28 protein-coding genes and 3 tRNA genes are annotated in these 26,579 nt (G+C 72.3%); 13 read left to right on the top strand and 18 right to left on the bottom strand.

What is annotated here, in order from left to right; genetic code table 11:
• Positions 1 to 61 precede the first annotated feature (61 nt).
• From KBX37_RS06500 to KBX37_RS06475, 6 genes are all read right to left on the bottom strand, one after another.
• On the bottom strand, positions 62 to 379 hold the full coding sequence (locus tag KBX37_RS06500; RefSeq protein ID WP_210775009.1) for a hypothetical protein: 318 nt from the start codon (positions 377 to 379) through the stop codon (positions 62 to 64).
• Positions 376 to 537 carry a multiple cyclophane-containing RiPP AmcA gene (amcA, locus tag KBX37_RS06495; protein ID WP_210775008.1) on the bottom strand — a complete coding sequence of 54 codons (162 nt, stop codon included), beginning with the start codon at positions 535 to 537 and terminating at the stop codon, positions 376 to 378. Before amcA ends, KBX37_RS06500 begins: the two co-directional genes overlap by 4 nt.
• Positions 538 to 983: 446 nt before the next feature.
• Positions 984 to 1,868, bottom strand: coding sequence for a phosphotransferase (locus tag KBX37_RS06490; RefSeq protein ID WP_210775007.1), 885 nt, complete (start codon positions 1,866 to 1,868; stop codon positions 984 to 986).
• 7 nt (positions 1,869 to 1,875) lie between these two features.
• Positions 1,876 to 3,255 carry a hypothetical protein gene (locus KBX37_RS06485; protein WP_210775006.1) on the bottom strand — a complete coding sequence of 460 codons (1,380 nt, stop codon included), beginning with the start codon at positions 3,253 to 3,255 and terminating at the stop codon, positions 1,876 to 1,878.
• Between the two features lie 346 nt (positions 3,256 to 3,601).
• Positions 3,602 to 4,018, bottom strand: coding sequence for an NUDIX domain-containing protein (locus KBX37_RS06480; RefSeq protein WP_210775005.1), 417 nt, complete (start codon positions 4,016 to 4,018; stop codon positions 3,602 to 3,604).
• A gap of 230 nt (positions 4,019 to 4,248) precedes the next feature.
• A tRNA-Lys gene (locus KBX37_RS06475) sits at positions 4,249 to 4,324 on the bottom strand.
• 185 nt (positions 4,325 to 4,509) lie between these two features.
• Here KBX37_RS06475 and KBX37_RS06470 point away from each other — a divergent pair.
• Together KBX37_RS06470 and KBX37_RS06465 are read left to right on the top strand one after the other, a co-directional pair.
• Positions 4,510 to 5,769, top strand: a complete 1,260-nt coding sequence (locus tag KBX37_RS06470; protein WP_210775004.1) for an Ig-like domain-containing protein — start codon at positions 4,510 to 4,512, stop codon at positions 5,767 to 5,769.
• A gap of 234 nt (positions 5,770 to 6,003) precedes the next feature.
• Entirely contained in the window at positions 6,004 to 7,290 is a 1,287-nt protein-coding gene (locus KBX37_RS06465; protein ID WP_210775003.1) for an Ig-like domain-containing protein, read from the top strand.
• Positions 7,291 to 7,341: 51 nt separating this feature from the next.
• Here the strand turns inward: KBX37_RS06465 and KBX37_RS06460 are convergent.
• Together KBX37_RS06460 and orn are read right to left on the bottom strand one after the other, a co-directional pair.
• Positions 7,342 to 7,417, bottom strand: a tRNA-His gene (locus KBX37_RS06460).
• A gap of 111 nt (positions 7,418 to 7,528) precedes the next feature.
• Entirely contained in the window at positions 7,529 to 8,119 is a 591-nt protein-coding gene (orn, locus tag KBX37_RS06455) for an oligoribonuclease (RefSeq protein WP_210775002.1), read from the bottom strand.
• 72 nt (positions 8,120 to 8,191) lie between these two features.
• Between orn and KBX37_RS06450 the strand changes: the two genes are divergently transcribed.
• Entirely contained in the window at positions 8,192 to 9,442 is a 1,251-nt protein-coding gene (locus KBX37_RS06450) for a glycosyltransferase family 87 protein (protein ID WP_210775001.1), read from the top strand.
• A gap of 147 nt (positions 9,443 to 9,589) precedes the next feature.
• Here the strand turns inward: KBX37_RS06450 and KBX37_RS35900 are convergent, their stop codons facing one another.
• The 4 genes from KBX37_RS35900 to KBX37_RS06430 form a co-directional block, all read right to left on the bottom strand.
• Complete coding sequence (locus tag KBX37_RS35900) at positions 9,590 to 10,525, bottom strand: hypothetical protein (protein ID WP_210775000.1); 936 nt, start codon at positions 10,523 to 10,525, stop codon at positions 9,590 to 9,592.
• 135 nt (positions 10,526 to 10,660) lie between these two features.
• Positions 10,661 to 11,401, bottom strand: a complete 741-nt coding sequence (locus KBX37_RS06440) for a YcnI family protein (RefSeq protein WP_210774999.1) — start codon at positions 11,399 to 11,401, stop codon at positions 10,661 to 10,663.
• 20 nt (positions 11,402 to 11,421) lie between these two features.
• Positions 11,422 to 13,086 carry a copper resistance CopC/CopD family protein gene (locus KBX37_RS06435; protein WP_210774998.1) on the bottom strand — a complete coding sequence of 555 codons (1,665 nt, stop codon included), beginning with the start codon at positions 13,084 to 13,086 and terminating at the stop codon, positions 11,422 to 11,424.
• 101 nt (positions 13,087 to 13,187) lie between these two features.
• A complete protein-coding gene (locus KBX37_RS06430) occupies positions 13,188 to 13,832 on the bottom strand; it encodes a zf-HC2 domain-containing protein (RefSeq protein WP_210774997.1) in 645 nt (214 codons plus the stop codon).
• Positions 13,833 to 13,940: 108 nt separating this feature from the next.
• Here KBX37_RS06430 and KBX37_RS06425 point away from each other — a divergent pair, with 108 nt between their 5' ends.
• The 4 genes from KBX37_RS06425 to KBX37_RS06410 are packed head-to-tail and all read left to right on the top strand — an operon-like array spanning position 13,941 to position 16,889.
• The gene (locus tag KBX37_RS06425) at positions 13,941 to 14,528 is read left to right on the top strand and encodes a sigma-70 family RNA polymerase sigma factor (protein ID WP_210774996.1); all 588 of its coding nucleotides are present in this window, start codon (positions 13,941 to 13,943) and stop codon (positions 14,526 to 14,528) included.
• A 33-nt stretch (positions 14,529 to 14,561) separates the two neighbouring features.
• A complete protein-coding gene (locus KBX37_RS06420) occupies positions 14,562 to 15,086 on the top strand; it encodes a MauE/DoxX family redox-associated membrane protein (RefSeq protein WP_210774995.1) in 525 nt (174 codons plus the stop codon).
• Positions 15,079 to 15,795, top strand: coding sequence for a thioredoxin domain-containing protein (locus KBX37_RS06415; protein WP_210774994.1), 717 nt, complete (start codon positions 15,079 to 15,081; stop codon positions 15,793 to 15,795). Before KBX37_RS06420 ends, KBX37_RS06415 begins: the two co-directional genes overlap by 8 nt.
• A complete protein-coding gene (locus KBX37_RS06410; protein ID WP_307848978.1) occupies positions 15,792 to 16,889 on the top strand; it encodes a hypothetical protein in 1,098 nt (365 codons plus the stop codon). The genes KBX37_RS06415 and KBX37_RS06410 overlap by 4 nt, the downstream gene beginning before the upstream one ends.
• Before the next feature lie 49 nt (positions 16,890 to 16,938).
• On the opposite strand, the gene KBX37_RS06405 is transcribed toward KBX37_RS06410, so the two are convergent.
• The 4 genes from KBX37_RS06405 to KBX37_RS06390 are packed head-to-tail and all read right to left on the bottom strand — an operon-like array spanning position 16,939 to position 19,590.
• Entirely contained in the window at positions 16,939 to 17,709 is a 771-nt protein-coding gene (locus tag KBX37_RS06405; RefSeq protein ID WP_210774993.1) for an energy-coupling factor ABC transporter ATP-binding protein, read from the bottom strand.
• Entirely contained in the window at positions 17,706 to 18,476 is a 771-nt protein-coding gene (gene cbiQ, locus KBX37_RS06400) for a cobalt ECF transporter T component CbiQ (RefSeq protein ID WP_210774992.1), read from the bottom strand. Before cbiQ ends, KBX37_RS06405 begins: the two co-directional genes overlap by 4 nt.
• A complete protein-coding gene (locus KBX37_RS06395) occupies positions 18,476 to 18,877 on the bottom strand; it encodes a PDGLE domain-containing protein (protein ID WP_210774991.1) in 402 nt (133 codons plus the stop codon). Before KBX37_RS06395 ends, cbiQ begins: the two co-directional genes overlap by 1 nt.
• Positions 18,874 to 19,590 carry an energy-coupling factor ABC transporter permease gene (locus KBX37_RS06390; protein ID WP_210774990.1) on the bottom strand — a complete coding sequence of 239 codons (717 nt, stop codon included), beginning with the start codon at positions 19,588 to 19,590 and terminating at the stop codon, positions 18,874 to 18,876. Before KBX37_RS06390 ends, KBX37_RS06395 begins: the two co-directional genes overlap by 4 nt.
• 123 nt (positions 19,591 to 19,713) lie before the next feature.
• Between KBX37_RS06390 and bcp the strand changes: the two genes are divergently transcribed.
• The 4 genes from bcp to KBX37_RS06370 all read left to right on the top strand — a co-directional run bounded on the left by bcp (position 19,714) and on the right by KBX37_RS06370 (position 21,793).
• Positions 19,714 to 20,190 (top strand): thioredoxin-dependent thiol peroxidase, encoded by a 477-nt coding sequence (gene bcp, locus KBX37_RS06385; protein ID WP_210774989.1) that lies wholly within the window; start codon positions 19,714 to 19,716, stop codon positions 20,188 to 20,190.
• A 30-nt stretch (positions 20,191 to 20,220) separates the two neighbouring features.
• Entirely contained in the window at positions 20,221 to 21,147 is a 927-nt protein-coding gene (locus tag KBX37_RS06380; protein WP_210774988.1) for a hypothetical protein, read from the top strand.
• Positions 21,112 to 21,197: transfer RNA gene (locus KBX37_RS06375), tRNA-Leu, on the top strand. The genes KBX37_RS06380 and KBX37_RS06375 overlap by 36 nt, the downstream gene beginning before the upstream one ends.
• Positions 21,198 to 21,262: 65 nt before the next feature.
• The gene (locus tag KBX37_RS06370) at positions 21,263 to 21,793 is read left to right on the top strand and encodes a GNAT family N-acetyltransferase (protein ID WP_210774987.1); all 531 of its coding nucleotides are present in this window, start codon (positions 21,263 to 21,265) and stop codon (positions 21,791 to 21,793) included.
• Between the two features lie 3 nt (positions 21,794 to 21,796).
• Here KBX37_RS06370 and KBX37_RS06365 read toward each other — a convergent pair whose 3' ends face one another.
• Both KBX37_RS06365 and KBX37_RS06360 read right to left on the bottom strand, forming a co-directional pair.
• Positions 21,797 to 22,738: an expansin EXLX1 family cellulose-binding protein gene (locus KBX37_RS06365; RefSeq protein WP_210774986.1), complete on the bottom strand. Its 942-nt coding sequence runs from the start codon at positions 22,736 to 22,738 to the stop codon at positions 21,797 to 21,799.
• A 128-nt stretch (positions 22,739 to 22,866) separates the two neighbouring features.
• Positions 22,867 to 23,700: a class I SAM-dependent methyltransferase gene (locus tag KBX37_RS06360; protein ID WP_210774985.1), complete on the bottom strand. Its 834-nt coding sequence runs from the start codon at positions 23,698 to 23,700 to the stop codon at positions 22,867 to 22,869.
• A gap of 127 nt (positions 23,701 to 23,827) precedes the next feature.
• Here KBX37_RS06360 and KBX37_RS06355 point away from each other — a divergent pair, with 127 nt between their 5' ends.
• Entirely contained in the window at positions 23,828 to 24,901 is a 1,074-nt protein-coding gene (locus KBX37_RS06355; RefSeq protein WP_210774984.1) for an LCP family protein, read from the top strand.
• Positions 24,902 to 25,256: 355 nt separating this feature from the next.
• Entirely contained in the window at positions 25,257 to 26,561 is a 1,305-nt protein-coding gene (locus KBX37_RS06350; protein ID WP_247657155.1) for a sugar transferase, read from the top strand.
• The last annotated feature ends 18 nt before the right edge of the window (positions 26,562 to 26,579 follow it).

Here is a 26,579-nt window from a genome sequence, read left to right as displayed (position 1 = left end):
GCGTCGCCGCCCCTGCGGTAGCGGCAGAAGAAGAGAGCGGTGAAAGGGCGGGAGGGCCAGCTCAGCGCGGCGTGGTGGATCCGGCCCCGCCGTGGTGTCGGGCGGGCCAGCCGAGGAACCGGTCGAACAGGTCCGTGACGTCGCCGGTGGTGCTCGGGTGGAGCTGGTGCAGGTCGTCGATGGCCTCATAGAGCAGGCCGGCCAGGTAGACGAAGAGGCCGACCCGGTTGTCGCGGTATTCGGCCAGCAGTGCGAGCCGCGCCCGTCCGCAGGGCCAGGGCTGCCCGCAGCGGCGGCACAGCCAGAGCGGACGCAGCGGCAGATGCTCCGTCGGTACCGCCCGGCCCAGCTCCGCCGGGCTTGCTCCGTTGCCGCTCATCGGCGGTCGCGCTTCCGCGCCTGCTGCTCGAACACGATTCGCCAGGCGTGCGTCAGCAGCGGCAGATCGGCCACCGGCCGTTCCACCGGTTGAGCGCGATCCGTGAGGTCCCGGGGCAGTTCACCGGTCGCGGCGTACCGCGAGACATACACGGTCATGGCCGACCCCGGACCGGCGCTGGGGTCGGTGCGCGGTGGGCTTGCCGGCGCGCCGGCGAGCCCACCGCCGTCGGCCAGCGGCAGGGAGCGGACCGCCGGTCACCAGCCCTCGCAGCCTCGATGGCGGTACGCGAGCGGGGAGTCACCCGTGCGGCCGACGGGGTGCCGGGCGTGAGCACTTGCCGGTGCGTCGGGTCGCCTTCCGACCTGCCGCCCAATGGCACGTCCATCTGGATCTCCCTGGCGTGTGGGTGCCGCTGGCCCGTCGGCGTGCCATGGAGTCGAGGTGAACCTGGACCGGCCCGCCGACGTGTTCTGGCGTTCACGATCGCTGGAATGACGGGGCGGAGATAGACGCACGGTGGTGGGCCACGGTGCACCTCACCGTGTCTGAACTGGGCTGACGCCTAGGGGACGGGCGGCGCCCGTACCCTAGAAGGCTCGCTTCAGAGAATCCGCCACCGGCGCAGGTCCGCCCCGTCGTCAGCGAGGCCGGCAATCCGGCGATGCACTTCGTCGGCGGCCTCGGTCCCGGGGCGGGACTTTCGGGCGTTGGTAGCGATCATCTGCAGCTCGCGTAGCTGGCACAGCTCCTCGAACTGGGACCAGGAGGTGACATCCCAGCCGTAGGCGGCGGTGAAATCGGCGAAGGCTCCCGGGCCGGGCGGGTCGAATCGGCGGCAGTGGACAGCGACCGTGGCGATGTCCCACTCGCGGGGTCCGAGGGCGGCACCGTCCCAGTCGGCGAGTACGGGCGTGCCGTCGAAGCGCCGGAGCGCGTTGCGGATCTGCGGATCGGACTGGATCAGGCTCGTGCCGCGGGGAAAGCGCATCGCTTCCCAGCCGGCAGCCAGCGTCTCGAGCCGGCTCATCAGCAGATCCTGTTCCTTGCCGTTCAGGATTTCCGAACGGGTCACGGATCGCTCGATGCCGTGGATCGGCCGCAGTACGGGCAATGGCACCGGCGGAGCGGGCAAGGCGTGCAGGTCCCGGAGAAGGCTTCCGAGCTCGGAGACGGTGATGGGATGGTCGTGTGCCGGGTCCAGACGCTGCCAGACCGTGACGGCGTGCCCGCCCACCGCCGACGGCTGGGCCAGTCCTGGGTGAAGGCCCACCGTGGGGAACCCTTGGTCCACCAGCCAGTCGACCACGGCTACCATCGCGCGCACCCGATCCAGGTCCTGGTCGCCGGGTGCGATCTTGACGACCACGTCACCGACTGCGTAGACGGCGTTGGTGTGGTGCCGCAGCAGGGTCGCGTTCGAGTCGGGGTAGCCGAGGAGACGACATACCTCGGCGAGCACCGGCCGGGTGCGCGCCTCGACGAACATGGGGCTCCTAGGGACCGAGTGCGGCTGTGGTCCCAAGACTACGGGCGCGCTCGCGGCAGGCCTGTACGTAGTCCGTCAAGGTGGCGACCTGACCGCGCCGGCTCTCTTCAGGGATCGCCCTGGCCACGTCGGTCGCCCGGGTCAGGATGATCTCCGTCCGCTGCGCCTCGGGCAGGTCCGCGACAGCATCACGCGCGGTCACCGCCGCCTCGGTCGCCCGCCGGTCCCGCGCAAGACATATCGACCGGTCCAGGGCGATGAGCGCCACGTCGATCGGTACGGCCGGAACCGCGCCGTAAAGCCGCAACGCCTCGTCCTGGACCCGGTACGCCTCACCCGTGTCACCGAGCCAGGTGTACGCGCCGGAGAGGTAGAACAACAGCCGCTTCGCCGGAAACCTGAACGCCACGTCGGTATCCTCGTCGCCGGCCTGATCGAACAACCGGCGCGCCTGATCGACGGCCGACCGCGCCTGCTCGGCGGCGCCGATTCTGGCCAGGGCACGCGCCCGGCCCGCAGCCGCCAGGGCACCCGACGACGACGCGATCGACGTGACCGCCAGAGCCGCATCAGCCAGTGCGACGGTCTGGGCGGGATCCCCGAAGTAGTACGGCAACATCGCCGCCTGGGCCCGCACGAGCACCCTGAAACGAGCCTCCCCGCTGTCGTCCGCCGCGTGGATCGCCGTGCCGTACCACCGCCGAGCCTCGGCCACATCCCCGAGCCTCATCAACGCGTCGGCGCACATCGTCGCCAGCAGCGCCGCCACCCCGGACAACCGGGCCTGGACCGCCGCCGGCTGGCGCCGAAGCGACAGCACCTGAATCTCTCGGCAGTCGGCGGCCAGCAGCGACAGCATGATCTGCGGCGAAGCTGAGGGATAGACCCTCAGGTGCTCGCCAGCAGCTTGCTCGATCAGCTCAAGCTGCCGAGGAGCGACACTCGACGCCGCCAGAGCCTCGTCCAGTCCCAGACGGAGTCTGACCAGGCTTCCGACCTCGCTGGCCCCCACACCGGCAGTCGATCGATCCGCTCCACCCTCCACGGCCACGCGACTGGCGTCACGCGGCACGACGCTGTCCTCGTCGCGGCCGAGCCCCATAGCCGGACGCGGAATGTTCAGACCGGCCGCGATCCGTTCCAATACGTCGTAGGCCGTGACCTGCCGGACGCCCTTGGCGATCTCAGTAGCGCGGTTGGCCGAGACGCCGACAAGAGCTGCGATCCTGCCGTAGGACACGCCCCGGGCGTGAAGGAAGCGGAAGACCGCAGTGATGTCGCGTCGCTGCAGAAACTCACTGATCGGACGGCCGTTCCAAAGCCCGGAACTCCACCACTCGGGATCCACCTGCGCGGCCACGATCACCTCCGACCGGACGACGACCATTTGCCAGCACAGCGCATCCGCGCCGTCACATCAAGTCGAAGGTCGTCGAGTCGACGACACCACCCCAGAGTCGCCGCATGCAGCAGCATCCGGAACACCCACGATGGGCCCTCACGATGTCCCGCACGAGATCAACCGCAGTCTCCGGAGCAGACCCATCTTTCGTCCTCCGACGGGCCGAGTCGAGGCGAAGGCACCCGATGACTTGGCCGGGGCGGTGACTGGACCAGCGCGCCCTAGCTCCGCGCGCCGGTCGGCTGGCCCGCCCGACGCGGCGGCCAGGCCCGTACCCGGCGTAGCCGATATGAGTTCAGACTCGACTCAGCAATGGTCTGGCCAGACTGCCCTATACCGAGAGCAGAGACTCCTCGTTGGAGGTGATGAACTCTTTCAGCGCGTCCGGCTTGAGATCCACCGCAGGCAGCTCGTCGATCCTCAACCGGTCAAGCTGATAGCCACCACGCGACGGGTCAACGAACTCCTGCCCCGTACGGGCGTCCTCATTGAGCTGAAGTAGCCGACAGGCAAAGAAGTGCTGGACCGCTACGCCCTCACCAGTGGGGGCGGTGAACAGGAATACTTGGGCGAACCGGTCGGCCTCGGCACCAAGTTCTTCGTACAACTCCCGGCGAAGCGCGGCCTCCAGTGAGGCATCCGTCGACTCCACGCCACCGCCCGGCGTCGTCCAATACGGCGCCTGGCCGGGCTTGATCCGCCTGATCAGCACGAGACGGTCCTCCTCATCCAGAAGAATGGCCCGCACCGACCTACGCATGATCCGCCGCACAACTAACCCCCATCCGCACCCGGAGGATGCACCGGCAGCAGAGCACCCACTTGATCTATGGGTCTGTCCGCCGGCATCGCACCGCGTCCCACCGGCCCGGGCCAGGTCCAACGGCTCCCGAGCACCCACCGAGCGACCACCCACCACCGACGTACACGAAAAAGGCCCCGACCCAGTGTGAACCACCAGGTCAGGGCCTTGATCGTTGGTGCGCCGCCAGGGACTCGAACCCCGAACCCGCGGATTAAGAGTCCGCTGCTCTGCCAGTTGAGCTAGCGGCGCTCGTTGGCAACGGAGAGAACATTAGCAGGTCCCTGAGCCGGGTTCCAATCCGATACCCGGCTCACCTGTTCGGCCGAGCTTAACGGGCAGAAGCCACGAAATCGCTCGTCCGACCGCTTGACGGGACCAGCGCGGCGGCGTCGATACGGCACCATGTCGCCAGGCACGCGAGAACTGAGGTGGGAATGGGCAGGTTCACGCGGGCCGGGGCGATGGTGGGTGCCCTGGCCCTGGTGGCGTCGTTGGCACTGACCGGGTGCGGAGACGACCAGAAGAAGGCCGCCGAGTTCGTCGGCGCCGCGGCTCCGGGTACGGGCGCACCCGCGGCCTCGCAGGAGGCCGAGACCTCCGCGCCGGCCCAGAGCCTGACGGTGAGCCCGGCCGACGGGGCGAAGAACAAGCCGGTGAGCACCGAGATCAGCGCGAAGCTGCCGGGCGGCGGCACGGTGTCCTCGGTCACCCTCGCCTCCGCCGACGGCAAGCAGGTCGCGGGCAGGATGCGGCTGGACGGTTCCTCCTGGGTGCCGTCGGCCCCGCTGAAGTACGGCACCGCGTACACCGCCACGGTGACCGGCACCGGCACCGGCGGCGAGCCCCGGCAGGGCACCAGCACCTTCACCACCATGGCCAAGCCGAAGTCGATGATCAGCTCCGGCCTCTACCTCTTCGACGACAAGACGTACGGCGTGGGCATGCCGGTGGTCGTCGAGTTCCACCCGGGCATCCCGAAGAAGGACCGGGCGGCGGTGCAGAAGCGGATGTTCGTCAAGACCGACCCGCCGCAGCCGGGCGCCTGGCACTGGGTCTACAACGGCACCCAGGCCTACTACCGGGCTCCGGAGTACTGGAAGCCGGGCACCACCCTCGACGTTCGGATCGCGCTGGCCGGCATGCCGCTGAGCAACGGCCGCTACGGCAACGTCGACCGTACGGCGACCGCCAAGATCGGCCGGTCCTTCGTGATGAAGGTCGACAACAACACCAAGAAGATGACCGTGTACCAGGACGGCGAGATGGTCCGCACCCTGCCGGTCAGCCTGGGCAAGAAGAGCACTCCCTCCTCCAGCGGCACCCTCGTGGTGATGGAGAAGAAGGAGAAGACGGTCTTCGACACCATGGACGACCCCGACCCGGACAACCGGTACCGCACCGACATCGACTTCGCCCAGCGGTTGACCTGGGGTGGCGAGTACATCCACGCGGCGCCCTGGTCCGAGGGGGTGCAGGGTAGGCAGAACGTCTCGCACGGCTGCGTCAACGTCTCGATGGCGATGGGCCGCTGGCTCTTCGAGCAGACGAAGATCGGCGACCCGATCACCATCAAGGGCACCGAGCGGCGCGTCGCCCCCGGCAACGGCTGGACGGCCTGGAGCCTGAGCTGGTCGGAGTTCGTCAAGGGCAGCGCCCTGCCCGTGCCGGACGGCGGCTCCGGCCCGCTGCTGTAGCACTCACCCGGTCGGGTCGGCGGTCACGCCGGCCCGACCGGAGCGGCCCGACCCGCGCCGCTCACTGGTGCGTGGGGGCCAGCGGAACCGAGCAGCCCTCGCGAAAGCCCCACATTTTGCCGATATTCGCACTCCCCGATCGGCGTGTTTCTGTTCACGGCCGGCAACCGACCGGCGCTCTCTCGCGTCAGTGGGAGAGGATGGGGCATCGGGGACCACGACTGTGAGGGAATCATGCGAGCTACCCACCACCGGCTGACCCGGCGCGCCGGGCGGCGCCGCGCACTCGCGGCGGGGCTCCTCGCCGCGACGCTGGCGCTCACCTCCGCCTGCACGGGCTCCGGCGACGACAAGCCGTCGAGCTGGCAGGGCAGCGGCGAGAGCGCCCCGAAGGCCGCGGCCACCATCACCGAACCCAAGGCCGACGCGACCGACGTCCCGGCCTCCACCGGCATCACCTTCACCACGAAGGACGCCAAGGAGACCAGCGTCGAGCTCACGGACGCCGGCGGCAAGGCCGTCGAGGGCGAGCTGGCCGCCGACGGCAAGAGCTGGCTCCCCGCGGGCGCCCTGGAGTACGGCGAGAAGTACACCGCCACCGTCACGGCGACCGGTGACGACGGCAAGCCGGCCACCGCGACCAGCGCCTTCACCGTGATGGCCAAGCCCGACAAGCAGGTACGGATCACCAGCTTCCTCGGCGACAACCAGGTGGTCGGGGTGGGTATGCCGCTGATCGTCCGGTTCGGCCGGGCCATCCCCGAGGACTACCGCGACGACGTCCAGCGCCGGATGACCGTCACCACCACGCCGGCGCAGGCGGGGATCTGGCACTGGTCTAGCCCCACCGAGGTCCGCTACCGCCCGAAGGAGTTCTGGCAGTCGGGCACCACCGTGTCGTACCGGGTGCAGGCCGGCGGGCTGCCGATGGGCGACGGCTGGTACGGCCGCTCCGACCTGACCGTCGATGTCAAGATCGGCCCGTCGCTGGTGATGCAGGTGGACAACAAGACCAAGCGGATGACCGTCACCAAGGACGGCAAGGTCGTCAAGACGGTCCTGGTCAGCCTCGGCAAGAAGACCACCCCCTCGTCCAGCGGGACCATGGTGGTGATCGAGAAGCTCCGCAAGACGGTCTTCGACACGCTGGAGGAGCTGGGCCCCGAGGAGGGGTACCGGACGAAGATCGACTACGCCCAGCGACTCACCTGGGGCGGCGAGTTCATCCACGCCGCGCCCTGGTCCGAGGGGAAGCAGGGCCGGGTCAACGTCTCGCACGGCTGCGTGAACGTCTCGATGGCCGACGGCAAGTGGCTCTTCGAGAACACCCGCATCGGCGACCCGATCACAGTCAAGGGCACCGAGCGCAAGCTCCAGAACGGCAACGGCTGGACCGACTGGAACATGAGCTGGGACGACTACGTCAAGGGCAGCGCCGTGCCGTACGAGGAGCCGGAGGCCACCCCGAGCCCGGAGGCCACCCCCGGCGACGAGGCTCCCAGCGTGGACCCCACCCCCTGAGCGGCCCAGACACGACGAAGGCCCCCTCCGCGAGGAGGGGGCCTTCGGGTCTGGGGTGACTGATGGGAATTGAACCCACGACAACCGGGACCACAACCCGGTGCTCTGCCAACTGAGCTACAGCCACCATGCCTTCCGCGCCGGTCGCCCGGGCGGTGCGGACTAATAATAGCCACACCTCGGCCACCCCCGTCCAGCGGGTTGCGCACCGCACGCCCGCAAGGGCCGACGCCCCGGTCTACAGCTGGGCGGCGATCCCCTTGGCCGTCTCCACGTCCGGTCCGGGCAGGGGTACGAAGATCGTCCGCCGGTAGTACTCCAGCTCGCGGATGCTCTCCCGGATGTCGGCCAGCGCCCGGTGGGCGAGGCCCTTCTGCGGCTGGCCGAAGTACACCCGGGGGTACCAGCGCCGGGTCAGCTCCTTGATCGAGGACACGTCGATCATGCGGTAGTGCAGGTGGGCGTCGAGGCGGGGCATGTCCCGGGCGATGAAGCCCCGGTCGGTGGCGATCGAGTTGCCGCACAACGGGGCGGTACGCGGGTCCTTGACGTGGCTGGTGACGTACTCCAGCACCAGGTCCTCGGCCTCGGCCAGGGTGACGGTGGAGCGCCGCACCTCCTCGGTCAGCCCGGACTTGCCGTGCATCGTGCGCACGATCTCCGGCATCGCCGCCAGGGCCGCCTCGTCGGCGTGGATGACCACGTCGACCCCCTCGCCCAGCACGTTGAGGTCGGGATCGGTGACGAGCGCGGCGACCTCGATCAGCGCGTCGCCGGCGAGATCCAGCCCGGTCATCTCACAGTCGATCCAGACGAGAAGGTCAGCCACCGGGACAGACTAGCCGCAGCCCTGGTGTCGCGCCTCGGCACCGGCGGCGGACCGGACCGCTAGGGTTTCCCCGTGCCAGCAGAACCGGTCGCGCCACCCGCCGTCAGCTCCGACGACCAGGGGGGCCGGACGGTCCGTCGGGTCGTCACGGTGCTGGCGCTGGCCGCCGTGCTGCCGGCCCTCTACCTGCCCGGCATGGTGCACGACTTCTTCGACCTGAAGATCTACATGCGGGCGATGGACTGGTGGTCGTCCGGGCACCCGCTCTACGACTACGTGCAGCCGGACCGGGTCCAGGGCGAGCTGTACTTCACCTATCCACCGTTCAGCGCGCTGCTGCTGCGGCCGTTCGCGATGCTCCCGCTGGGCGTGACGATCGCCGTCTTCACCGTCCTGACCGCGATCGGCGTGATCGTGACCACCCGCTGGCTGGTCCGCCCGGTGATCGAACGGCACGGGCTGCCCCGGACGTTCACCCTCACCGTGGCGGTGCTGCTGGTGTTCGCGGTGGAGAGCACCCGGGAGACGATCACCTTCGGGCAGATCAACATGCTGCTGGTGGTGCTGATCCTGGCCGACCTGCTCTTCGCCGTACCCGGGAGGCGGCGCTGGGCCGGGGTGGGCGTGGGGCTGGCGACGGCGCTCAAGCTCTTCCCGGGCATCTTCATCGCCTACCTGCTGGTGAGCCGGCGGTGGCGGGCGGCGGTGGTGGCCAGCGTCACCGCGGCGGCGGCGACGCTGCTGGCCGCGGCGTTCGCGCCCCGGGACTCCTGGCGCTTCTGGACGCACGAGCTGTGGGCCACCAACCGGGTCGGACGCACCGACTACACCGGCAACCAGTCGCTGTTCGGGCTGCTCAGCCGGATCGACGCACCGGCCAAACCGAACCAGCTGCTCTGGCTGGCCCTGGTCGCGGTCGTCGCCGGGTACGGCCTGTGGCGGGCGGCCCGCGCCGCCCGGGCCGGTGACGAACTCGCCGGGCTGACCCTCACCGGGCTGGTCGGCGGCCTGGTCAGCCCGATCACCTGGACCCACCACATCTACTGGTTCATCCCGGCCGTGGTGGTGCTGGTGGACGCGGCGCTGCGCGCGGACCGGGACACCGTGGCGGGGGGCCGGCGGCGCCGTCGACTGCTCGCGCTCGCGGTCGGCACGGCGTTCGTGATCATCTACGGGGTGGTGTCCTTCTTCGACTGGGGCGTGGCCCCGGCGCGTACCGACACCCCGGCGGAGTTCCTGGTGCGCAACGCCTACGTGCTGCTGGCCCTGCTGTTGCTGGTGACGCTCCCGGTGCGCCGGCGAGCGGAGCTGACCCCTGGATAAGTTGCGCTAAATGGACAGATCTTCCAGTGGCCGACTTTCGCCGCTAATCTGGCGACACCTACCGCAGACGTCTGTCGGGTAGCACCGATCCCCCGGTGAGGACGGCCCTCCGCGTCGGCAGCGCGGTGGGCCGTTCGCCGTGGCGGGTCAGTCCGCGCCGGCGGGCCGGGGGCTTCCGGGCACCGGTTCGGCCGTCTCCTCGGGACGCTCCGGCGGCCACGGCGGCAGGTCGGCGAGGGTGGCCGGACGGCGCGCCGGCACCGCGCCGATGGCGGCCCGGGACCGCTCGGGCGCCCCGATCGACACGAGCTGCGGCTCCGGCTCGGGTGCCGCGCCGAGGCCGCTGAGCGAGCTGACGCCCAACCGACCGGCGAGCACCGGGACCTGGTCCGGCTCGACCACGAAGACCACCTCGCGCGGGCGTACCGGGCGCAGCAGCACCAGCACCGCCAGCACGATCAGCAGGAGCCCGCCGGCCAGCGCGCCCCAGGCCACCGGGCGGAACCAGTCCGACCGCACCTCGGCCCGCAGGTCCAGGGCGAGGCCCGCGCCGCCGTCGGGGCGCATCACCACCAGGATCAACCGGCGGCCGGCCAGCTCACCCGGGGTCCACTCGACCGCGCCGATCCCCTCGCGTACCCAGAAGGGCGCGTCGAGCGGGGCGGGCGGGACCGCGCCGGCGGGCCCGGCGGTGGGCGCGGCGTCGGCGTCGGTCAACCGGACCGGCAACGGCCCGCGGGCCAGCGCGATCCGGTCGACCGTGCCGTGCGGAACCGGGGCGAGCCAGCGGCGGACCTCGTCGGCGGGCCCCAGCCCGACGAAGGCCGGCCCGTCGGCGGTACGCGCCGTCAGCCGCAGCCTCGTCCCGCCGACCCGGGTGAACGGCGCCTCCGCGCGCAGCAGTGCGTCGACGTCCTGCACCACCACCGCCCGGCCCGCGCTGCGCACCGGCTCGAACCGGGCGCTGAAGGTGCCGTCGGTGCTCGCGTGCCCGGCGACCAGGCTGAGGCCACCCCCCGCCAGCAGGGCGGGGATCCCGACGACCAACAGCAGCATTCCGACGAGCGACCGCACGAACCGCATCCGTTCCGTCTCCTTCGGTGTCCGGGTACCCGGCAGACCTTACCGACGAGACCGCCACGATCTGCGCATATCGGTGGGGACGGACAGCCGCCGGCCCGCCGGAGCGACTCCGACTCCGCCGGCGGGCGGAGCGGATCAGGCCTTCGGCGTCGCCTCCCGGCGGGTCCGGGCGAAGGCCAGTCCACCGAGGAGCAGACCGGCCAGCCCGGCCACCAGACCGGCGATGGCCAGCCCGGTCGCCGTCCCGTCGGTGTCCTCGTCGTCAGCGTCGTCGTCGGCCGCGGCCTGCCCGGCCGGCGCCGCTCCCGGCGTGGCCGAGGCCGAGGCCGAAGCTGGGGCCAGGGTGAGCACCGGCGCCGGGTTCTCCGGCTCCTCGGCGCCGGGCGTCGGCTCCTCGATCCACCGCGCGACGTTGCCGTCGGAGTACGTCTGCAAGGTCTTGAAGGCCATCCGGTCGACCTGCGGCAGCGGGCCCATCGAGACCGGGAACTCCTGGAACTGGCCGGGCTTCACCGCCGCGTCGCCGGTGGCCGTCCAGGTCAGCTTCGACACCGCCTCGGTGAGCTGGCTGCCGTGCACCTCGATCGGCGGGTCCACCTTGCGCTTCTGAACCGCCACCGTCCAGCCGGGCACCGGCATGGTGGAGACCGAGCCGACCGGCGCGTTCTCCGGCAGCACCACCTCGACCTTGGTGGTGGAGGCGGTGTCGCTCTCGTTCGGCACCCGGAAGGCGAAGCGGCCGTAGGAACCCTGCGTCGCCTCCTTCGGGTTGACGGAGACGTGCGCCGAGGCGGGCCCGGCGAAGCCGAGCACCGCCGTGGTGACGGCGGCGAGCGCGAGAGCGGCGGCGGTTGCGGGACGCCGGAGACGGATCATCTGTGGGAGAGCCTTCCTGGTTACCTGATCGGCACGGTGGCGGTCACCGTGGCCTGGTCGATGTCGGACGTGCGGACGGTGACGCGCAGTTGCCACTCGCCGGCGCTCGGGAAGTTGATCTCCCCGGTCACGTGGTTGTCGGTCAGCGGCAGCAGCGGGATGTCGATCGGCTCGATACCCGCCGACGGCAGCGCGGCGGTCACCTTCCACTCGGCCACCGGCTGCGGCCGGTTGTCCCTGGTGTACGCGTACAGGTGCAGCGAGTTGTTGCCCCGCTCGGCCGGATCCAGCTCCACCTGCAGCGAGTAGATCGGGCTGGTCAGCGTGGTGGAGAAGTAGCCGGCGGGGGCGCCGGCCACGTCATCGCCGGCCACCCGGGCCGGGGTGGTCTGCACCAGGGTGGCCGTCACCCCGAGCACCACCGCGGTGATCGCCAGCTCGGCCCAGATGGCCCGCCGCACCGGCACCGGGCGCTGCGCGGCGGTCCGCCGCCGCACCAGCCACCGGGAGTACGCGGCCACCGCCAGCACCAGCACGAACAGCCCCACCTTGGCCAGCAGCAGCCGGCCGTACGTGGTGTCGACGAGGGGCCGCACGCCGCCCACCTCGATCAGCCCCTGCACGATCCCGGCGAGCAGCAGCGCCGCCACCGCCAGTGCCGCCCAGCGGGACCAGATCGGCAGGATCGCCCCCAGCTCCCGCTCGTCGGCGCGGCGCAGCAGGAAGACCGCCAGCATCACCAGCCCGCCCAGCCAGACCGCCATGCTGCCCAGGTGCACCGCGTCGACGGCCACCGACACGGCCGGCGCCGGGGAGGCCGCCGGGTGCCCGGCCAGCGGCCAGGTGAACAGCCCCGCCCCGCCCAACACGGCCAGGATGAGCGCGTCACTACGACCCACCGGGCCCCGGGTCAGCGGGCGCAGCAGGAACACCGCCGCCGCGAGCAGACCCAGGCGCACCAGGTGCGCGGTGCCGTACGTGCTGCCGAGCATCTCGCTGAAGCCGGCCCCGGTGACGTCGGTCAGCCCACCCCCGGCGGTGTACGGCACCTGCAGCCACAGCTCGGCCAGGGTGGCCAGCGCGAGCAGCCCGACTCCCGCCCAGGCGAGCCGGGCCGGGCCCCGGCGGGACAGCCGGTGCGGCCAGAGAGCGGCGAGCACCAGCGCCGGACCCACCACCAGCAGCAGACCCACGTAGCCCAGGTACTTCGCCACCTTGACCGCGTTCTCCACCACCGGGTTCGCCCGGCTCTCCGCCCCCGAATCGGTGGGGGGGGTCGAGGGCGCCCCGACCGAGTAGGTGAAGGCGCCGGAGACCGGGTGACTGTCGGCGGAGATCACCCGGTAGCTGACCAGGTAGGTGCCGCGCGGCCCGGACGGGTCCACCGGCACGGTCACCAGCGCACCCTCGAAGGTGGGCTCGCCCCGGTCGGCCCGGGAGCCGTCCGGGGCGATCACCCGGATCTTGCCGGTGACCTTGCGCACCGACTCACTGAAGGTCAGCACCACCTCGGCCGGGGCGCTCGGCACCACGGCCGAGGCGACCGGGCTGCTGCTGGCCAGCACGGCGTGGGCGCTGGCCGGGGCGGCCGGGGCGAGCAGCAGCGCGACGAGGGTGACCAGCAGGCCGGCGGCGGTACCCAGCCGCGCGAGCCAACGACGATCGACGACGTTCATGCCGGCCATGCTCGCCGACGCGACGCCCCCGCGCCGACCCGACCCCGTACCGGCACCGGACCGGTCCGACCCCGGCCGGGCGGCGGCGGGCAGCCCCGGGACGCTCGGCCTCACCCGCGCCCCGCCACGACCGCGCGCGACCAGGGCCGGTCGGCCTCGCCGCTGACCCGGCCGAGCGCCCAGAGCAGGCCGGCCTGCACCACGGCGGCCAGGTGGCCGACCTCGTGCACCAGGGCGGTGGTGGAGTTGGCGATGTCGACCACGCTGGTGCCGGCCAGGCAGAGCGCCAGCACCAGCGCCACCGGCAGGAACGCCCGGGCCCGCTCCGGTCGCCACGCGGCCAGCGCGAAACCCACCGCGAGGGCCACGTCGAAGGAGGCCATCTCCCGGCTGGTGTGCGGATCGGCGGCCACGCCGAGCCCGGCCAGCAGGATCGGCAGCGCGATGGCGAGCTGGGCCACCGCGGCCACCGCCACCGCGACCCGCAGCACCTGACGACGAGCGGCCCGGACCGCCGCCGGCGAACGCGCGGCCAGCACCGGGTCGGCGGCGACCGCCGCCAGCACCCGGGCCGTCAGGTCCGGCACCTGCACGGAGCGGACCCGGGTGAGCCGGGTCACCTGCTCGGCGCGGGCCAGCCAGGACCGGCACTCGGGGCAGGAAGCGGTGTGCGCGTCCAGCGCCGCGGCCGGTGCCTGCGGGTCCTCGCCGTCCAGCCGCGCCGACAGCGCCACGCGTACGTCGTCGCACTTCATGAGCAGGTAGTCGGGTGGCAGTGCGGGAAAGTTCCCGACGTGGGCCGGGCCATAGAAAGGGCCGAACGACCCTGCTCGCCCCGGATACGCCGCGTAACCTCGGGTGACGTGATCCCCGCCCCGCGCGACACCACCGCCGGCCGCCCCGACGCGGCACCCGGCGCTGCGCGCGACCCGGCGACGCACTGGGCGTTGCGTGCCCGCGACGGTGATCCCCCCGCCCAGGCCGCCTTCGTCCGGGCCACCCAGGCCGAGGTGTGGCGGTTCACCGCCGCCCTGGTCGACCCGGACACCGCCGACGACCTCACCCAGGAGACCTACCTGCGGGCGTTCCGGGCGCTGGCCGGCTTCGAGGGGCGCGCCAGCGCGCGTACCTGGCTGCTCGGCATCGCCCGGCGGGTCTGCGCCGACCACCTGCGCACCGTGGTGCGGCGGCGCCGGCTCGACGAGTGGCTCGCCGCCGACGCCCACACCGGCCGCCCGCACCCGGACCCGGCCGGGCACCTCGGCGCCGCCGACCTGGTCCGCCGGCTGCCGGCCGAGCGCCGCGAGGCGTTCGTGCTGACCCAGCTGCTCGGCCTCTCGTACGCCGAGGCCGCCGCCGTGGCCGGGGTGCCCGTCGGCACCATCCGCTCCCGGGTGGCCCGCGCCCGGCACGACCTGGTCGACGCGGTCGGCGATGCGCTGGCCGGCTGAACGGTGGAACCAATCGGCCGGACGCGACGACCAATGATCGTGACCGCACCCCGCATCCGGGCCGCCCGCTGGCCCGCCGTCCGCCCCTGGATCGGGCTGGCCGCCCGGCTCGGCCTGGCCACCGTCTGGCTCGTCGCCGGCGCCGCCAAGGTCGGTGACCTCGCCGCCTCCGGGCGCGCGGTCAACGCCTACCAGCTGCTGCCGTACGACGTGGCCATGGTGGTCGGCGCGGCGCTGCCCTTCGTGGAGCTGGCGCTCGGCGCGATCCTGCTGGTCGGCCTGGCCACCCGGCTCGCCGGCGGCGTCTCCGCCGCGCTGCTGGTGGTCTTCGTCACCGGCATCGTCTCCGCCTGGAGCCGCGGGCTGGCCATCGACTGCGGCTGCTTCGGCAGCGGCGGCCAGCTCGCCGCCGGGCAGGCCCCGAGCTACCTCCCGGAGATCCTCCGGGACCTGGGATTCCTGGCGCTGGCCGGGTTCCTGCTGATCTGGCCCCGCACCCCCGTCTCGGTGGACGGCTGGCTGACGGGCGAATCCGCCGTGGAGGACGACGATGAGTAGTCGCAAGGGGCAGCGGGACGCCGCCCGGGTGGTCCGCGAGCAACTGGCCCGGGAGGCCCGGCGCAGGCGCACGCTCTGGGCGTCCGTCGCCGCGGTCGTCGTGCTGGTGATCGCCGGCCTGATCGGCTGGAGCGTCTGGTCCAGCCAGCGCGCCGACGAGTTCACCGCGCCGCGCGGCGCCAACGACGCCGGCACCGGCATCGTGATCGGCGGCGGCCCGGTCACCATCGACCTCTACGAGGACTACCTCTGCCCGGCCTGCAAACAGTTCCAGCAGGTCAGCGGCGCCACCATCGACCAGCTGGTGAAGGACGGCAAGGCCCGGGTGGTCTTCCACCCGGTGGCCTACCTGAACCGCTTCTCCACCACGGAATACTCCACCCGCTCGTCGGCCGCCTCCGGCTGCGCCGCGCAGGGCGGCAAGTTCAAGGAGTTCACCGACGCGCTCTTCGCGCGGCAGCCACCCGAGGGCAGCGCCGGGCTCAGCAACGACGAGCTGATCGACATCGGCGCGGGCGTCGGCCTGAACCGGGACGAGTTCGGCTCCTGCGTGAAGGACGGGACGTACAAGCCGTGGACCGAGAAGGTGACCGAGGATGCCAGCAGGTCCGGCGTCACCGGCACGCCGACCATCAAGGTCAACGGCAGGGAGGTCGCCGACCGCACCCCGGCCGGGATCACCGCGGCCGTGGAGGCAGCCGGCAAGTGATTCTCGCCCTGCTCCGCCGGGCCGGCCTGGTCGCCACGGCCGCGCTGCTCACCCTGCTCGCCCTCGCCACGCCGGCCGCCGCGCACGGCGCGGACGCCCCCGACGGCACCGACTACCGCATCGAGGCGACCGGCCTCACCCCGGCCCGTCCCGGGCTGACGGTACGGGCCGTCGAGGCGGGCGCCCGGCTGGAGCTGGTCAACCGCACCGGCCGGGACGTCGAGGTGATCGGCTACTCGGGTGAGCCGTACCTGCGGGTGGGGCCGGCAGGTGCGTACGAGAACAGCCGCTCCCCGACGACGTTCCTGAACCGGACGCTGGCCGGCGACACCACGCTGCCGCCCGAGGCGGACCCGGCCGCGCCGCCGCAGTGGCGGCGGATCGCCGCCGAGCCGCGGGTGCGCTGGCACGACCAGCGGACCCAGTGGCGGGAGTCCGGGCCGCCGACCCAGGCCGTCGCCGACCCGAACCGGACGCACCGGGTACGCGACTGGGCCGTGCCGGTCCGCGACGGCGCGGAGCAGGTGGAGATCCGGGGCACCCTGGACTGGGTGCCGCCGCCGGACCCGTACCCCTGGTGGGTGGCCGCCACGCTCGGCTTCCTGGCCGTCGCGGCGGCGGGGCTGCTGCCGGCCGGCTCGGTCGCCGGGGACCGCGCGCTGCGCGCGGTCGGGGCGCTGCTGGCGCTCGGCGGCGCGGCGGCGGTGGTCCTGGTGGTCGGGCGGGAGCTGGACGCCGGCGCGGAGAGCGTCGGCGGGGTGCTGGGCGGGCTGCTCAGCGGGCAGATCTGGCCACTGCTCACCGGGCTCGGGGCGATCGCCGCGGGCGGCTACGCGCTGGCCCGCCGGCCGGCCGCGGCCGACTTCGCGCTGGCGCTCTCCGGCTCCTGCCTGGCGCTCTTCGCCGGCGTCGCCAACCTTGGCGTCCTCTCCCGCGCGGTCGCCCCCGTCCCCTGGCCGGGCCAGTACGCCCGGCTGCTGCTCCTGGCGGTCCTGGTCGGCGGGGCCGGCGCGGTCGGCGCGGGAATCCTCCGCCTGCACGCCGCCTCCCGCACCGCCCCGGCGGCGACGACCCACACCGAAGTGTCCGCCTGAACCGCCCCCCGTCACCCGCGGCCGCTGCCGGTCGGATCGGAGCGGGGCGTCAGGGGCGGGGCAGGGAGTGCGGGGTGAAGCCGTAGGGCAGTTCGAGGCGGTGCCGGGCCAGGAGGTCGGCGTCGCCGAGGATCTCCGGGGTGGGGGCGTCGGCGACGATGCGGCCGGCGTCCAGGATGACCGCGCGCTCGCAGAGTTCCGCCGCGTACGGCAGGTCGTGGGTCACCATCAGCAGAGTCACCGGCAGGCCGCGCAGGATCTCCGCCAGTTCCCGCCGGGCGGCCGGGTCGAGGTTGGACGAGGGCTCGTCGAGCACCAGGATCTCCGGGCGCATGGCGAGCACGGTGGCCACCGCCACCCGACGCCGCTGGCCGAAGGAGAGGTGGTGCGGGGCCCGGTCGCGGTGCTCGCTCATCTTCACCGCCGCCAGGGCCTCGTCGACCCGCTCGGTCAGCTCCGCCCCGCGCAGCCCCAGGTTCGCCGGGCCGAACGCCACGTCCTCGGCCACCGTGGGCAGGAAGAGCTGGTCGTCCGGGTCCTGGAAGACGATGCCCACCCGGCGCCGGACCTCGGCCAGCTCGGCCCGGTCCCGGCTGACGGTGAGCCCGCCGACGCTGACCGTCCCCTCGGTCGGGGTGAGGATGCCGTTGAGGTGCAGCACCAGGGTGGTCTTGCCGGCGCCGTTCGGGCCGAGCAGCGCCACCCGCTCGCCGCGCGGCACCGTCAGGTCCACCCCGTTCAGGGCGAGATGACCGTCCGGGTACGCGTACCGGACGCCGCGGACGTCCAGGGAGACAGCGGTCTGCACGTACCCGATCATGTCAGGACGACGGCGGTGGCGGCGATGAAGACGGCCGCCAGCGGCACGGTCGCCGCAGCCAGCCACTGCCCGGCGCTCGCCGCGCCCGCGCCCTGCCAGACCGCCGGCATCCGCCCGGAGTAGCCCCGCGACACCATCGCCAGGTAGACCCGCTCGCCGCGCTCGAACGCGCGCAGGAACAGCGCCCCCACGCCGGCGGCGAAGCCGCGCAGCTGCCACAGGAAGCGCGGGTCGTCACCCCGGGACACCCGGGCTACTCGCATCCGGCGGGCCTCGCCGACCAGCACGTCCAGGTAGCGCAACATGAACGTGGCGATCTGGGTGAGGATCTGCGGGCAGCGCAGCCGGTCCAGGCCGAGGATCAGGTCACGGGTCGTCGTGGTCCCGGCCAGCAGGAGCGACGCGAGTACGCCCAGGGTGCCCTTGGCGAGGATGTTCCAGCCGCCGTAGAGGCCGTCGACGGAGAGGCTGAGCCCGACGAGCTGCACCCGCTCCCCCGCGCCGAGGAACGGCAGCGCGAAGGCGAACAGCACGAACGGCAGCTCGATCGTGGCGCGCAGCAGCAGCCAGCGCAGCCCGACCCGGGCCAGCACGGCGACCCCGGTGACCAGCAGGGCGTACCCGCCGAAGGCCCAGAACGCCTCGCGCGGGGTGGCCACCACGGCGAGCGTGAAGAGCACCATCGCCGCGATCTTGACCTCGGGGGCCAGCCGGTGCACCGGTGAGGCAGCGTCCCGGTAGAGCACGTGCGCGTGTCCCGCGCCCATCAGCCGGCGGCGCCGGCCGGCTGCCGGTCCTCGCGCGGGGTGCCGCCGGCGTCGTCGGGGCGGGCCGGGCCGCGCCGGCGCAGCAGCCAGAAGACGCCACCGCCGACGGCGAAGGTCAACAGCACGCCGAGCACCCCGGACAGGCCGGTGGAGAGGAAGCCGTTGTTTACTCCCCGGATGCCGTAGTCGGCCAGCGGGCTGTCGGCCAACTCGTGGTCCTTCGCCTGCTGGGCCGGGCAGGAGCCACCGGTGATCTCGCCGTCGGCGTCGACGGTGCAGCCCTTGAGCAGGGACGAGTCCAGCCCGTCCGGGTGCGACGAGGCGTAGTTGCTGACCACGCCGGCGAGCAGCAGCGCCACCAGTAGGCCAGCCGCCACGAAACCCCAGGAACGCTTCCTCACCGGACACCTCCGACGGCCGGGACGGGCGCCGGCGTCGCTGGCTTCAGGGCGCGCAGCGCGTACACCAGATCGGGCCGGACCTTGGCGACGGTGACCACGGTGGTCGCGGTGATCAGCCCCTCGCCGATGCCGATCAGCAGGTGGACCCCGGCCATCGTGCCGGCCAAGCCGGTGATGTTGCCGCCCAGGTCGGTGGTGCCGCCCAGCCAGTACTGGAAGACGAAGCCCTGGGCCGCCACCACCACGCTGAGCAGCGCGGAGACGAACGCGGTCACCCCGAGCCCGGCCGGCGTGCGGGGCAGCACCCGCAGCAGCCCGGCGATCAGCAGGTACGCCGCGGCGGTGCCGAGGATCGCCATGTTGGTGATGTTCAGGCCGAGCATCGCGACGCCGCCGTCGCCGAAGACCAGCGCCTGCACGACCAGCACCACCGCCACGCAGAGCGCGCCCACCCAGGGGCCGACCAGCAGCGCGGCGAGCGCGCCACCGAGCAGGTGGCCGCTCACCCCGGCGGTGAAGATCGGGAAGTTGAGCATCTGCACGGCGAAGATGAAGGCGGCGACCAGGCCGGCCATCGGGGCCAGCCGGTCGTCCAGGTCGCGCCGGCTGCGCAGCACGCAGAAGGTCAGCGCGGCGAGCGCGACGGCCGCGAAGATCCCCGCCACGGGACCGTTGATGATCCCGTTCGAGATGTGCATCGCCAGGGTGTCCACACCGCGCAGCCTATTTGGCAGACCATGTTGTTGCCAATACTTGGCAACAAGCCATGGTTTTGATCACCACGCGGCCGGCGCGCGTCGCCCGACGCCGTCCCGGACGGCGGTAAGGTCGCTGCCATGACCGCGCCCGACCGCCTCAACCCCGGCGACCCCGCCCCCGACTTCACCCTGCCGACCGACACCGGCGAGACGCTCTCCCTGGCCGACCTGCGCGGCCGCCGGGTCATCCTGTACGCCTACCCGGCCGCGATGACCCCCGGCTGCACCAAGCAGGCCTGCGACTTCCGCGACTCGCTCGCCTCGCTCCAGGCCAGCGGCTACGAGGTCATCGGCATCTCCCCCGACAAGCCGGCGAAGCTGGCGAAGTTCCGCGAGCGCGACGCCATCACCTTCCCGCTGGTCACCGACGCCGACAAGGCGGTGCTCACCGCGTACGGCGCGTACGGCGAGAAGCAGATGTACGGCCGGACCGTGACCGGGGTGATCCGCTCCACGTTCGTCATCGACCCGGACGGGAAGATCGAGCGGGCGCTCTACAACGTCAAGGCCACCGGGCACGTGGCGAAGCTGCGGCGGGACCTCGGCCTCGACTGAGGTGTCACACCCGGCCGCTACGGTGCGTGCGTGGTCCGATACCGGTACACGCCCGAGGCGCTCGCCGAGGCGGCCGCCGCCGCGCACTCCATCGCCGGGGTGATGCGGCTACTCGGCGTCCGCATCAGCGGTGGGTCGCACGCGCACATCAGCCGCCAGTTGAAGCGGTTCGGCATCGACACCTCGCACTTCACGGGCAACGCACACAACAAGGGCCGCCGGGGCGAACGGCGGACCACCTCCTCGCAACTGCTGGTGCGCTTGCCGCAGGGTGCCCGCCGCACACCTGGCACCCGGTTGAAGTGGGCACTACGGGACATCGGCGTCCCCGAGGAGTGCGAGGAGTGCGCGATCGGGCCGACGTGGCGGGGTCGCCCGCTGATCCTGCACGTCGACCACATCGGCGGTGACTTCCTCGACAACCGCCCGCCGAACCTGCGACTGCTCTGCCCGAACTGCCACAGTCAGACAGCCACCTACGCCGGCCGCAATCGTGCCCCCGCACCGCCGCCCACTGACGTTCCGTCAACGCCACCCCGGCTGCCGGCGCCAGTCGCGCCCGACGCCGTGGCGGATCTGATCAGACAGGTGGAAGCCGGCGTCCTCCGCCCGGTCGACGCGGCGAGAAGCATCGGCTGTCACCGCAACCACCTCCCGCGTCTTCGCCGACGACTCGCCGCCACCGGCACGGTCACGCCCGCACCCCGACAGGCTTCCGGACCAGCACCAGGGTCCACTCACCACGAGACGGTCGTGCGGTACGCCCTGGCGAACCCCGCCCTCGGCCCGCGAAAGCTGGCCGAGGTCATCCGGGAGTCGTCCGGCGGTGAATGCGTGGTCAGCTATGGCACGGTGTCGAACATCCTCCGGCGAGCGGGCCTGCACACCGTTTCGGCGCGACGCTCTAGACTCAGCGGGTCGGCGGGAGTGGCGGAACGGCAGACGCGCGGGCCTTAGGAGCCCGTGTCCGAAAGGACGTGGGGGTTCGAATCCCCTCTCCCGCACCAGGCACCACTGTCAGGCGCGTCACCATCGCGGGCTCACGCCGCGCCTGTTCGTCAGGATTGCCGGCGTGAGTCTGCGCTTCGTCCTCGACCCCGATCTCACCCCCGACCTGCGCGAGCGGATCGTCGACCTCTGGGTCGACGTCACCAACGCCGGCGGCGCGGTCGGCTTCGTCGCCCCGGTCAGCGCCGCCGAGGTCCGTCCGGTCGCCGAGCGGACCCTCGCCGACGTCACCGACGGGCCGGACCGGCTGCTCGTCGGGTACGAGGACGACCGCCTCGTCGCGGTGCTGATCTTCGCGGACAACCGGTTCCACCTGAAGACGCACTGGGGCATCCTCAAGCGGGTGATGGTCCACCCGGACACCCAGGGCCGGGGCTACGGCCTCGACCTGATGCGGGAGGCGGCGCGCCGCGCCCCGGAGCTGGGCTGGCGGGCGCTGCACGTGACGGTGCGGGGCGGGCTCGGCCTGGAGACGTTCTACGCCCGGCTCGGCTACCGGGAGATCGGGCGGCTGCCGGGCGCGCTGCGGGTGGCCCCCGGCGACGACCGCGACGAGATCCTCATGTGGCGGGACCTGGACGAGCCGGCGGGCTGACGGTCAGCCGCCGCAACCGGCCGCACGGGTGGGGCCTACCGGCGCCACCGCCGCGTCGAGCACGGCCGGCGGGGAGGCGGCCGCCGCGAGGTCGGGCGACGCCGACACCGACGGGGTTGCCGACCGGCTGGGGTGCGCTGACGGCGACCGCGCCGGCGTGGTGGCCCTGGCGGGAGCGGCACCCCCGTACATCCTGACCGTGCTGCGCTGCACCTGGCCGGGCGCCATCCGGATGCCGGTGGCGGTGGCGCGGTTGCCGTACCCGTCGGTGACCCGGATGGCGTACGGCCCGGGACCGGCGCCGGACTCGATCAGCCAGTAGTTGTAGTCCTGCCGCGCGGCGCCGCGCCAGGCGCCGGAGCTGCCCGGCCGCACCTCGACCGAGCGCAGCGGGTTGCCGTGCTGGCCGACGAGCACGGCGAACCACCACTGCGAGGCGCCCTCCTTGATCCGGTAGGTCAGCGGGCCGGGCAGCGGCGGGTCGACCACCGCCCGGTAGCTGATCCCGACGATGCCCTGCACCGGGTCGGCGATCTCGGCGAACGCCTCCCGGGACAGGTCGAGGTGGCCGGGTTCGCACTCCGGGCACTGGTCCATGACCAGTACCCGGACGGTCCCGCGCGGACCGGTGACGTCGAGGAAGCCACCGCAGGCGGCGCCGGCCGCGTACTCGGACGGGCCGAGGGCGACGTAGCGGCGGTTGGCCGGCGCGGACGGGTAGGAGCAGTTGCCGCCCGCGCCCTTGGAGTCGTAGCAGGTGGCCTTTCCCTTGTGGACGGTGCCGCCGACGGGCGGTGCGGCGAGCGCCCGAGGCGCGGCGCAGGCGGGTGCGGCGCCGGAGCGCAGGGCGAGGCTGAGCCCCAGCACGGCGGCGAGCGCCGCGACGCCACCGGCGGCCAGCCAGCGGGTACGGGCGGAGCGGGGGGCCCGGCGGCGGCCCGCCATGGAACGGGGGGGGCGGAGACGCCGGGAGCGCTGCCGTCGGTCACGCCGGTCGATGTTGCCGGACCGGTAAGCCGGGCGACAAGCCGGCTAAGCGAAAGCTGAGCCGGCCGCCCCAACGCCAGGAGCGCTCACCAGGCCGCGCCGATGCCGTCGCCGGGGTACCAGTGGTCGCGCGGGGTCTCCCGGTAGGCGAGGAAGCGCCGGCCGGTGCGTTCGGCGTGGGCGGCGAGCACGTCGGTGTGGGTGACGTTGTCGGTGAGCAGCATCGCCCCGGGGGCGAGCTTCGGCTCGACCGCCTCGAATTCGCGCTTCTCGTGGGCCCGGCTGTGGTCGCTGTCGTGCAGGAACAGATCGACGGGCCGGTCCAGCGCGGTGATGGAGGCGATGGAGTCGCCGATGACCAGGTCGACCACGTCGGACCAGGGTGCGGTACGGGCGAGGTAGCCGGCCTCGGGGTTGATGTCCAGCGAGGTGAGCCGCCCGGGGTGCCCGTCGGCGGCGTTGCGCAGCAGGGCGGCGGCGAGCACGCAACTGCCCAGCCCCTTGTCGACGCCGGTCTCGACGACGTGGCCGGGCCGGGTGGCGCGGACGATGGCGTACCAGCCGACGCGGCGGGCGTACCGGACCTGCTTGTCGGCCAGGCCGCGGCGGGCGGCGCCGGCGGTGGCCCGCTCGATGTGGCCGCGCAGCGTGTCGTCGGACTCGATCTCCTCGACGTACGCGCGGACCTGCTTGACGGGGGTGCCGCAGACGACGCTGACGAACCAGGTCAGGTGCTGGCGGCTCAGCTTGGTCAGCTCGTAGGTGTAGTTGTGGTGCTCACGGGAGGTGAACAGCCAGCGGGCGGAGGTGCGGATGACCCTGGCGTCGTGCCGGGCGACGCGGCCGAGCCGCTTCGGGAAGGCGGCGACCGGGGCGAGGCGGGTGCGGGCGATGGCCCGGCGAAGCGTCGTTGCGTCCACGCCGAGGTTGTACCAGGTGAAGGTGAAGAGTGGCGAAGAAAGTTTTTGATTCACCGACCGGGTGGCCGGGGCTGACCGTACGGACGAGGGTCCCCGGAGGCAAACGTAAATCAGTAGCATCGCGGCCATGTCAGATCGTCAGCAGTTCGCCGTCTCCGAACCGCGCTTCTTCGCGTCCGAAGAGGAGGATGTCGACGCTGCGGGCCAGCCGTCCGCTCCGGCTCCGCGTCGCGGCCGGCGTATCGCCCTGATCGTGCTGCTGGTGCTGGCGCTGCTGGCCGGCGGTGGTGTCCTCGCGGGTGGGTTGTACTACCGCTCGGTCAACTCCTCCATCGACCGGGTCGACGCGTTCACCGGGGTGCCCGAGGAGTCCCGGCCGCAGGTGGTCGCCAAGGGCGCGATGAACATCATGATCCTGGGCAGCGACTCGCGCGACCCGGAGAACACCGGCGGTTCCCGGAGCGACACCATCATCCTGGCCCACCTGCCGAAGGACCGGTCGAGCGCCCAGCTCATCTCGATCCCGCGGGACACCTGGACGCACGTCCCGCGCTCGGATCAGGGTCGGGGCGGCCGGGACGCCAAGATCAACGCAGCCTACGCGTGGGGCGGTGTGCCGCTCATGGTGCAGACGTTGGAGAAGTTCACCGGGGTCCGCATCGACCACGTGGCGATGGTCGACTTCGCCGGTTTCAAGGAGATCGTCGACGCCCTGGGCGGGATCGAGATCGACGTGGAGCAGGGCTTCACCTCGACCCACTCGCTCAACCCCGGCGGCAAGCGCGAGTTCGTCGCGGGTCGGCAGACAATGGACGGGGCCACCGCGCTGGACTACGCCCGGGAGCGTTATGCGTTCGCCAACGGCGACTTCACCCGGATCAAGCACCAGCAGCAGGTGATCAAGGCGATCCTGGACAAGGCGGCCTCGGGTGGGACGCTGAGCAGCCCCACCAAGCTGAACTCGTTCGTGAAGGCCACGGCCAACTCGGTGGCGGTCGACAAGTCGATGTCGCTGGTGGACCTGGCGATGGAGATGCGCCATCTGCGCAGCGGCAACCTCGGGTTCTACACCTGCCCGGTGAAGGGCACCGGCCGGGTCGGCAGCGAGAGCGTGGTGTTCCCGGACAACGCCAAGGCCAAGGAGCTGTTCGACGCAGTCCGCCGTGACTCGGTCCAGCAGATCATTTCCGCCGGAAAGTAGGACCCTCCTTTGTCGTGCCGGCTGTGGTGGCGTCAGTGAGCCGCTCGTATCCTTCGATCGCCCGGTGCCGGCATCAAGCGGCCCGGGCCGTCACGGGGGAGAATCGACAATGTCAGGCCATTCGGCGACAACAGGACCGGCTGCGGGCACGGCGCAGCTCCAGGATGAATCACCGGGGGCCGTCGCGTCACCGCCCCACCTGTTGGGTGACGAGGGAGTCCTCGCGGGGATTCCCTCGGTCCGGCTGCCCAGCGAGCCCATGAGCCCGGCTGCGCGCCCCGGTCTCGACACCACCGCGGTGCTACCGTACGCGAGCTCGCGGGCCTCGAAGGGGACGCGCGGGCTCCGGGCCTGGATGTTGGTCCTGCCCGTCGACCTCGCCGCGCTGCTCGCCCCCCTGCTGCTGAGCCAGAACTACTGGCGCGGCACCCTGGCGAACGCCGCCCTCACGGTGGCTGTCTTCGCCGCCGGGGGGCTCTACCGAGCCCGCCGTCACCTCAGCATCCTCGACGAGCTGCCGAGCCTCTGCGGGCGTCTGCTGGCCTCCGGCGCGGTGGTGGCCATCATCGCGGCCGAGCGTCACGACTCGGTGCCGTACGTCAGCGGATTCATGCGTGGCGTGGCGCTCTCCGCGGGGCTGGTGATCATCGGCCGGGCCTGCACCAGGAAGTTCACCCTCCTGGCGCGCAAGCGCCGGTGGCTGGAGCACAACGCCATCATCGTCGGAGGGGGCCCGGTCGGCGTGGAGCTGGCCCGGTTGCTCCGCCGCTACCCCCAGTACGGCCTGCGGTTCGTCGGCTGCGTCGACGCGCCGTCCCGGCAGGACGCCGGCGGACTGCCGTTGATCGGCACGCTCAACGACCTGGAGCAGCTCGTCCGGCTGGTGGAGTGCGAAGTCCTGATCATCGCCGATCCGGACTGTCCCGACGCGACCGTGATGGAGTTTCTGCTGCGTCCGGTCAGCGCCCGCTGTGACCTCTGGGCGGTCCCCCGCCTCTGGGGATCCCGATCCCAGGGCGCATACCCCGACCACGTCGGCGCCATCCCGATCGTGCAGATCGGTGACATCACACTGTCCGGACCGCGTTGGGCGATCAAGCGGGCGTCCGACGTGGTCCTCGCCTCGCTGGCGTTGCTCGCGCTGAGCCCGCTGCTCTTGCTCTGCGTGGTCGCGACGTTCCTCGACGGCGGGCGGGGCGTCTTCTTCCGCCAGGAGCGGATCGGCCGCTACGGCACGCCGTTCCAGGTCATCAAGTTCCGGTCGATGCGCCCGGTCAACGAGCACGAGTCGCAGACGAACTGGTCCATCGCGCACGACCGGCGGGTCGGGCCGATCGGGCGGTTCATGCGCCGTACGTCGCTAGACGAACTGCCGCAGCTCTGGAACATCCTGCGCGGGGAGATGAGCGTGGTCGGGCCGCGGCCAGAGCGGCCGTACTTTGTGGAGAAGTTCTCCGCCGAGTACCCGAACTACGCGATGCGCCACCGGGTCCCGGTCGGGCTCACCGGGCTGGCACAGGTCAGCGGCCTGCGGGGCGACACGCCGATCTCCGATCGGGCGCGGTTCGACAACTACTACATCGAGAACTGGTCGCTCTGGCTGGACGTCAAGGTGATCCTGCGGACCATCGCGGAGGTGTTCCGGGCGGGCGGCCGGTGAGCGGTCACCCACCCCTCC

It is taken from the genome of Micromonospora sp. U56, assembly GCF_018070095.1.
Classification (GTDB): domain Bacteria; phylum Actinomycetota; class Actinomycetes; order Mycobacteriales; family Micromonosporaceae; genus Micromonospora; species Micromonospora purpureochromogenes.
Note: the sequence above shows the minus strand (reverse complement) of the source record. Positions and strands in the feature narration are given on the sequence as shown.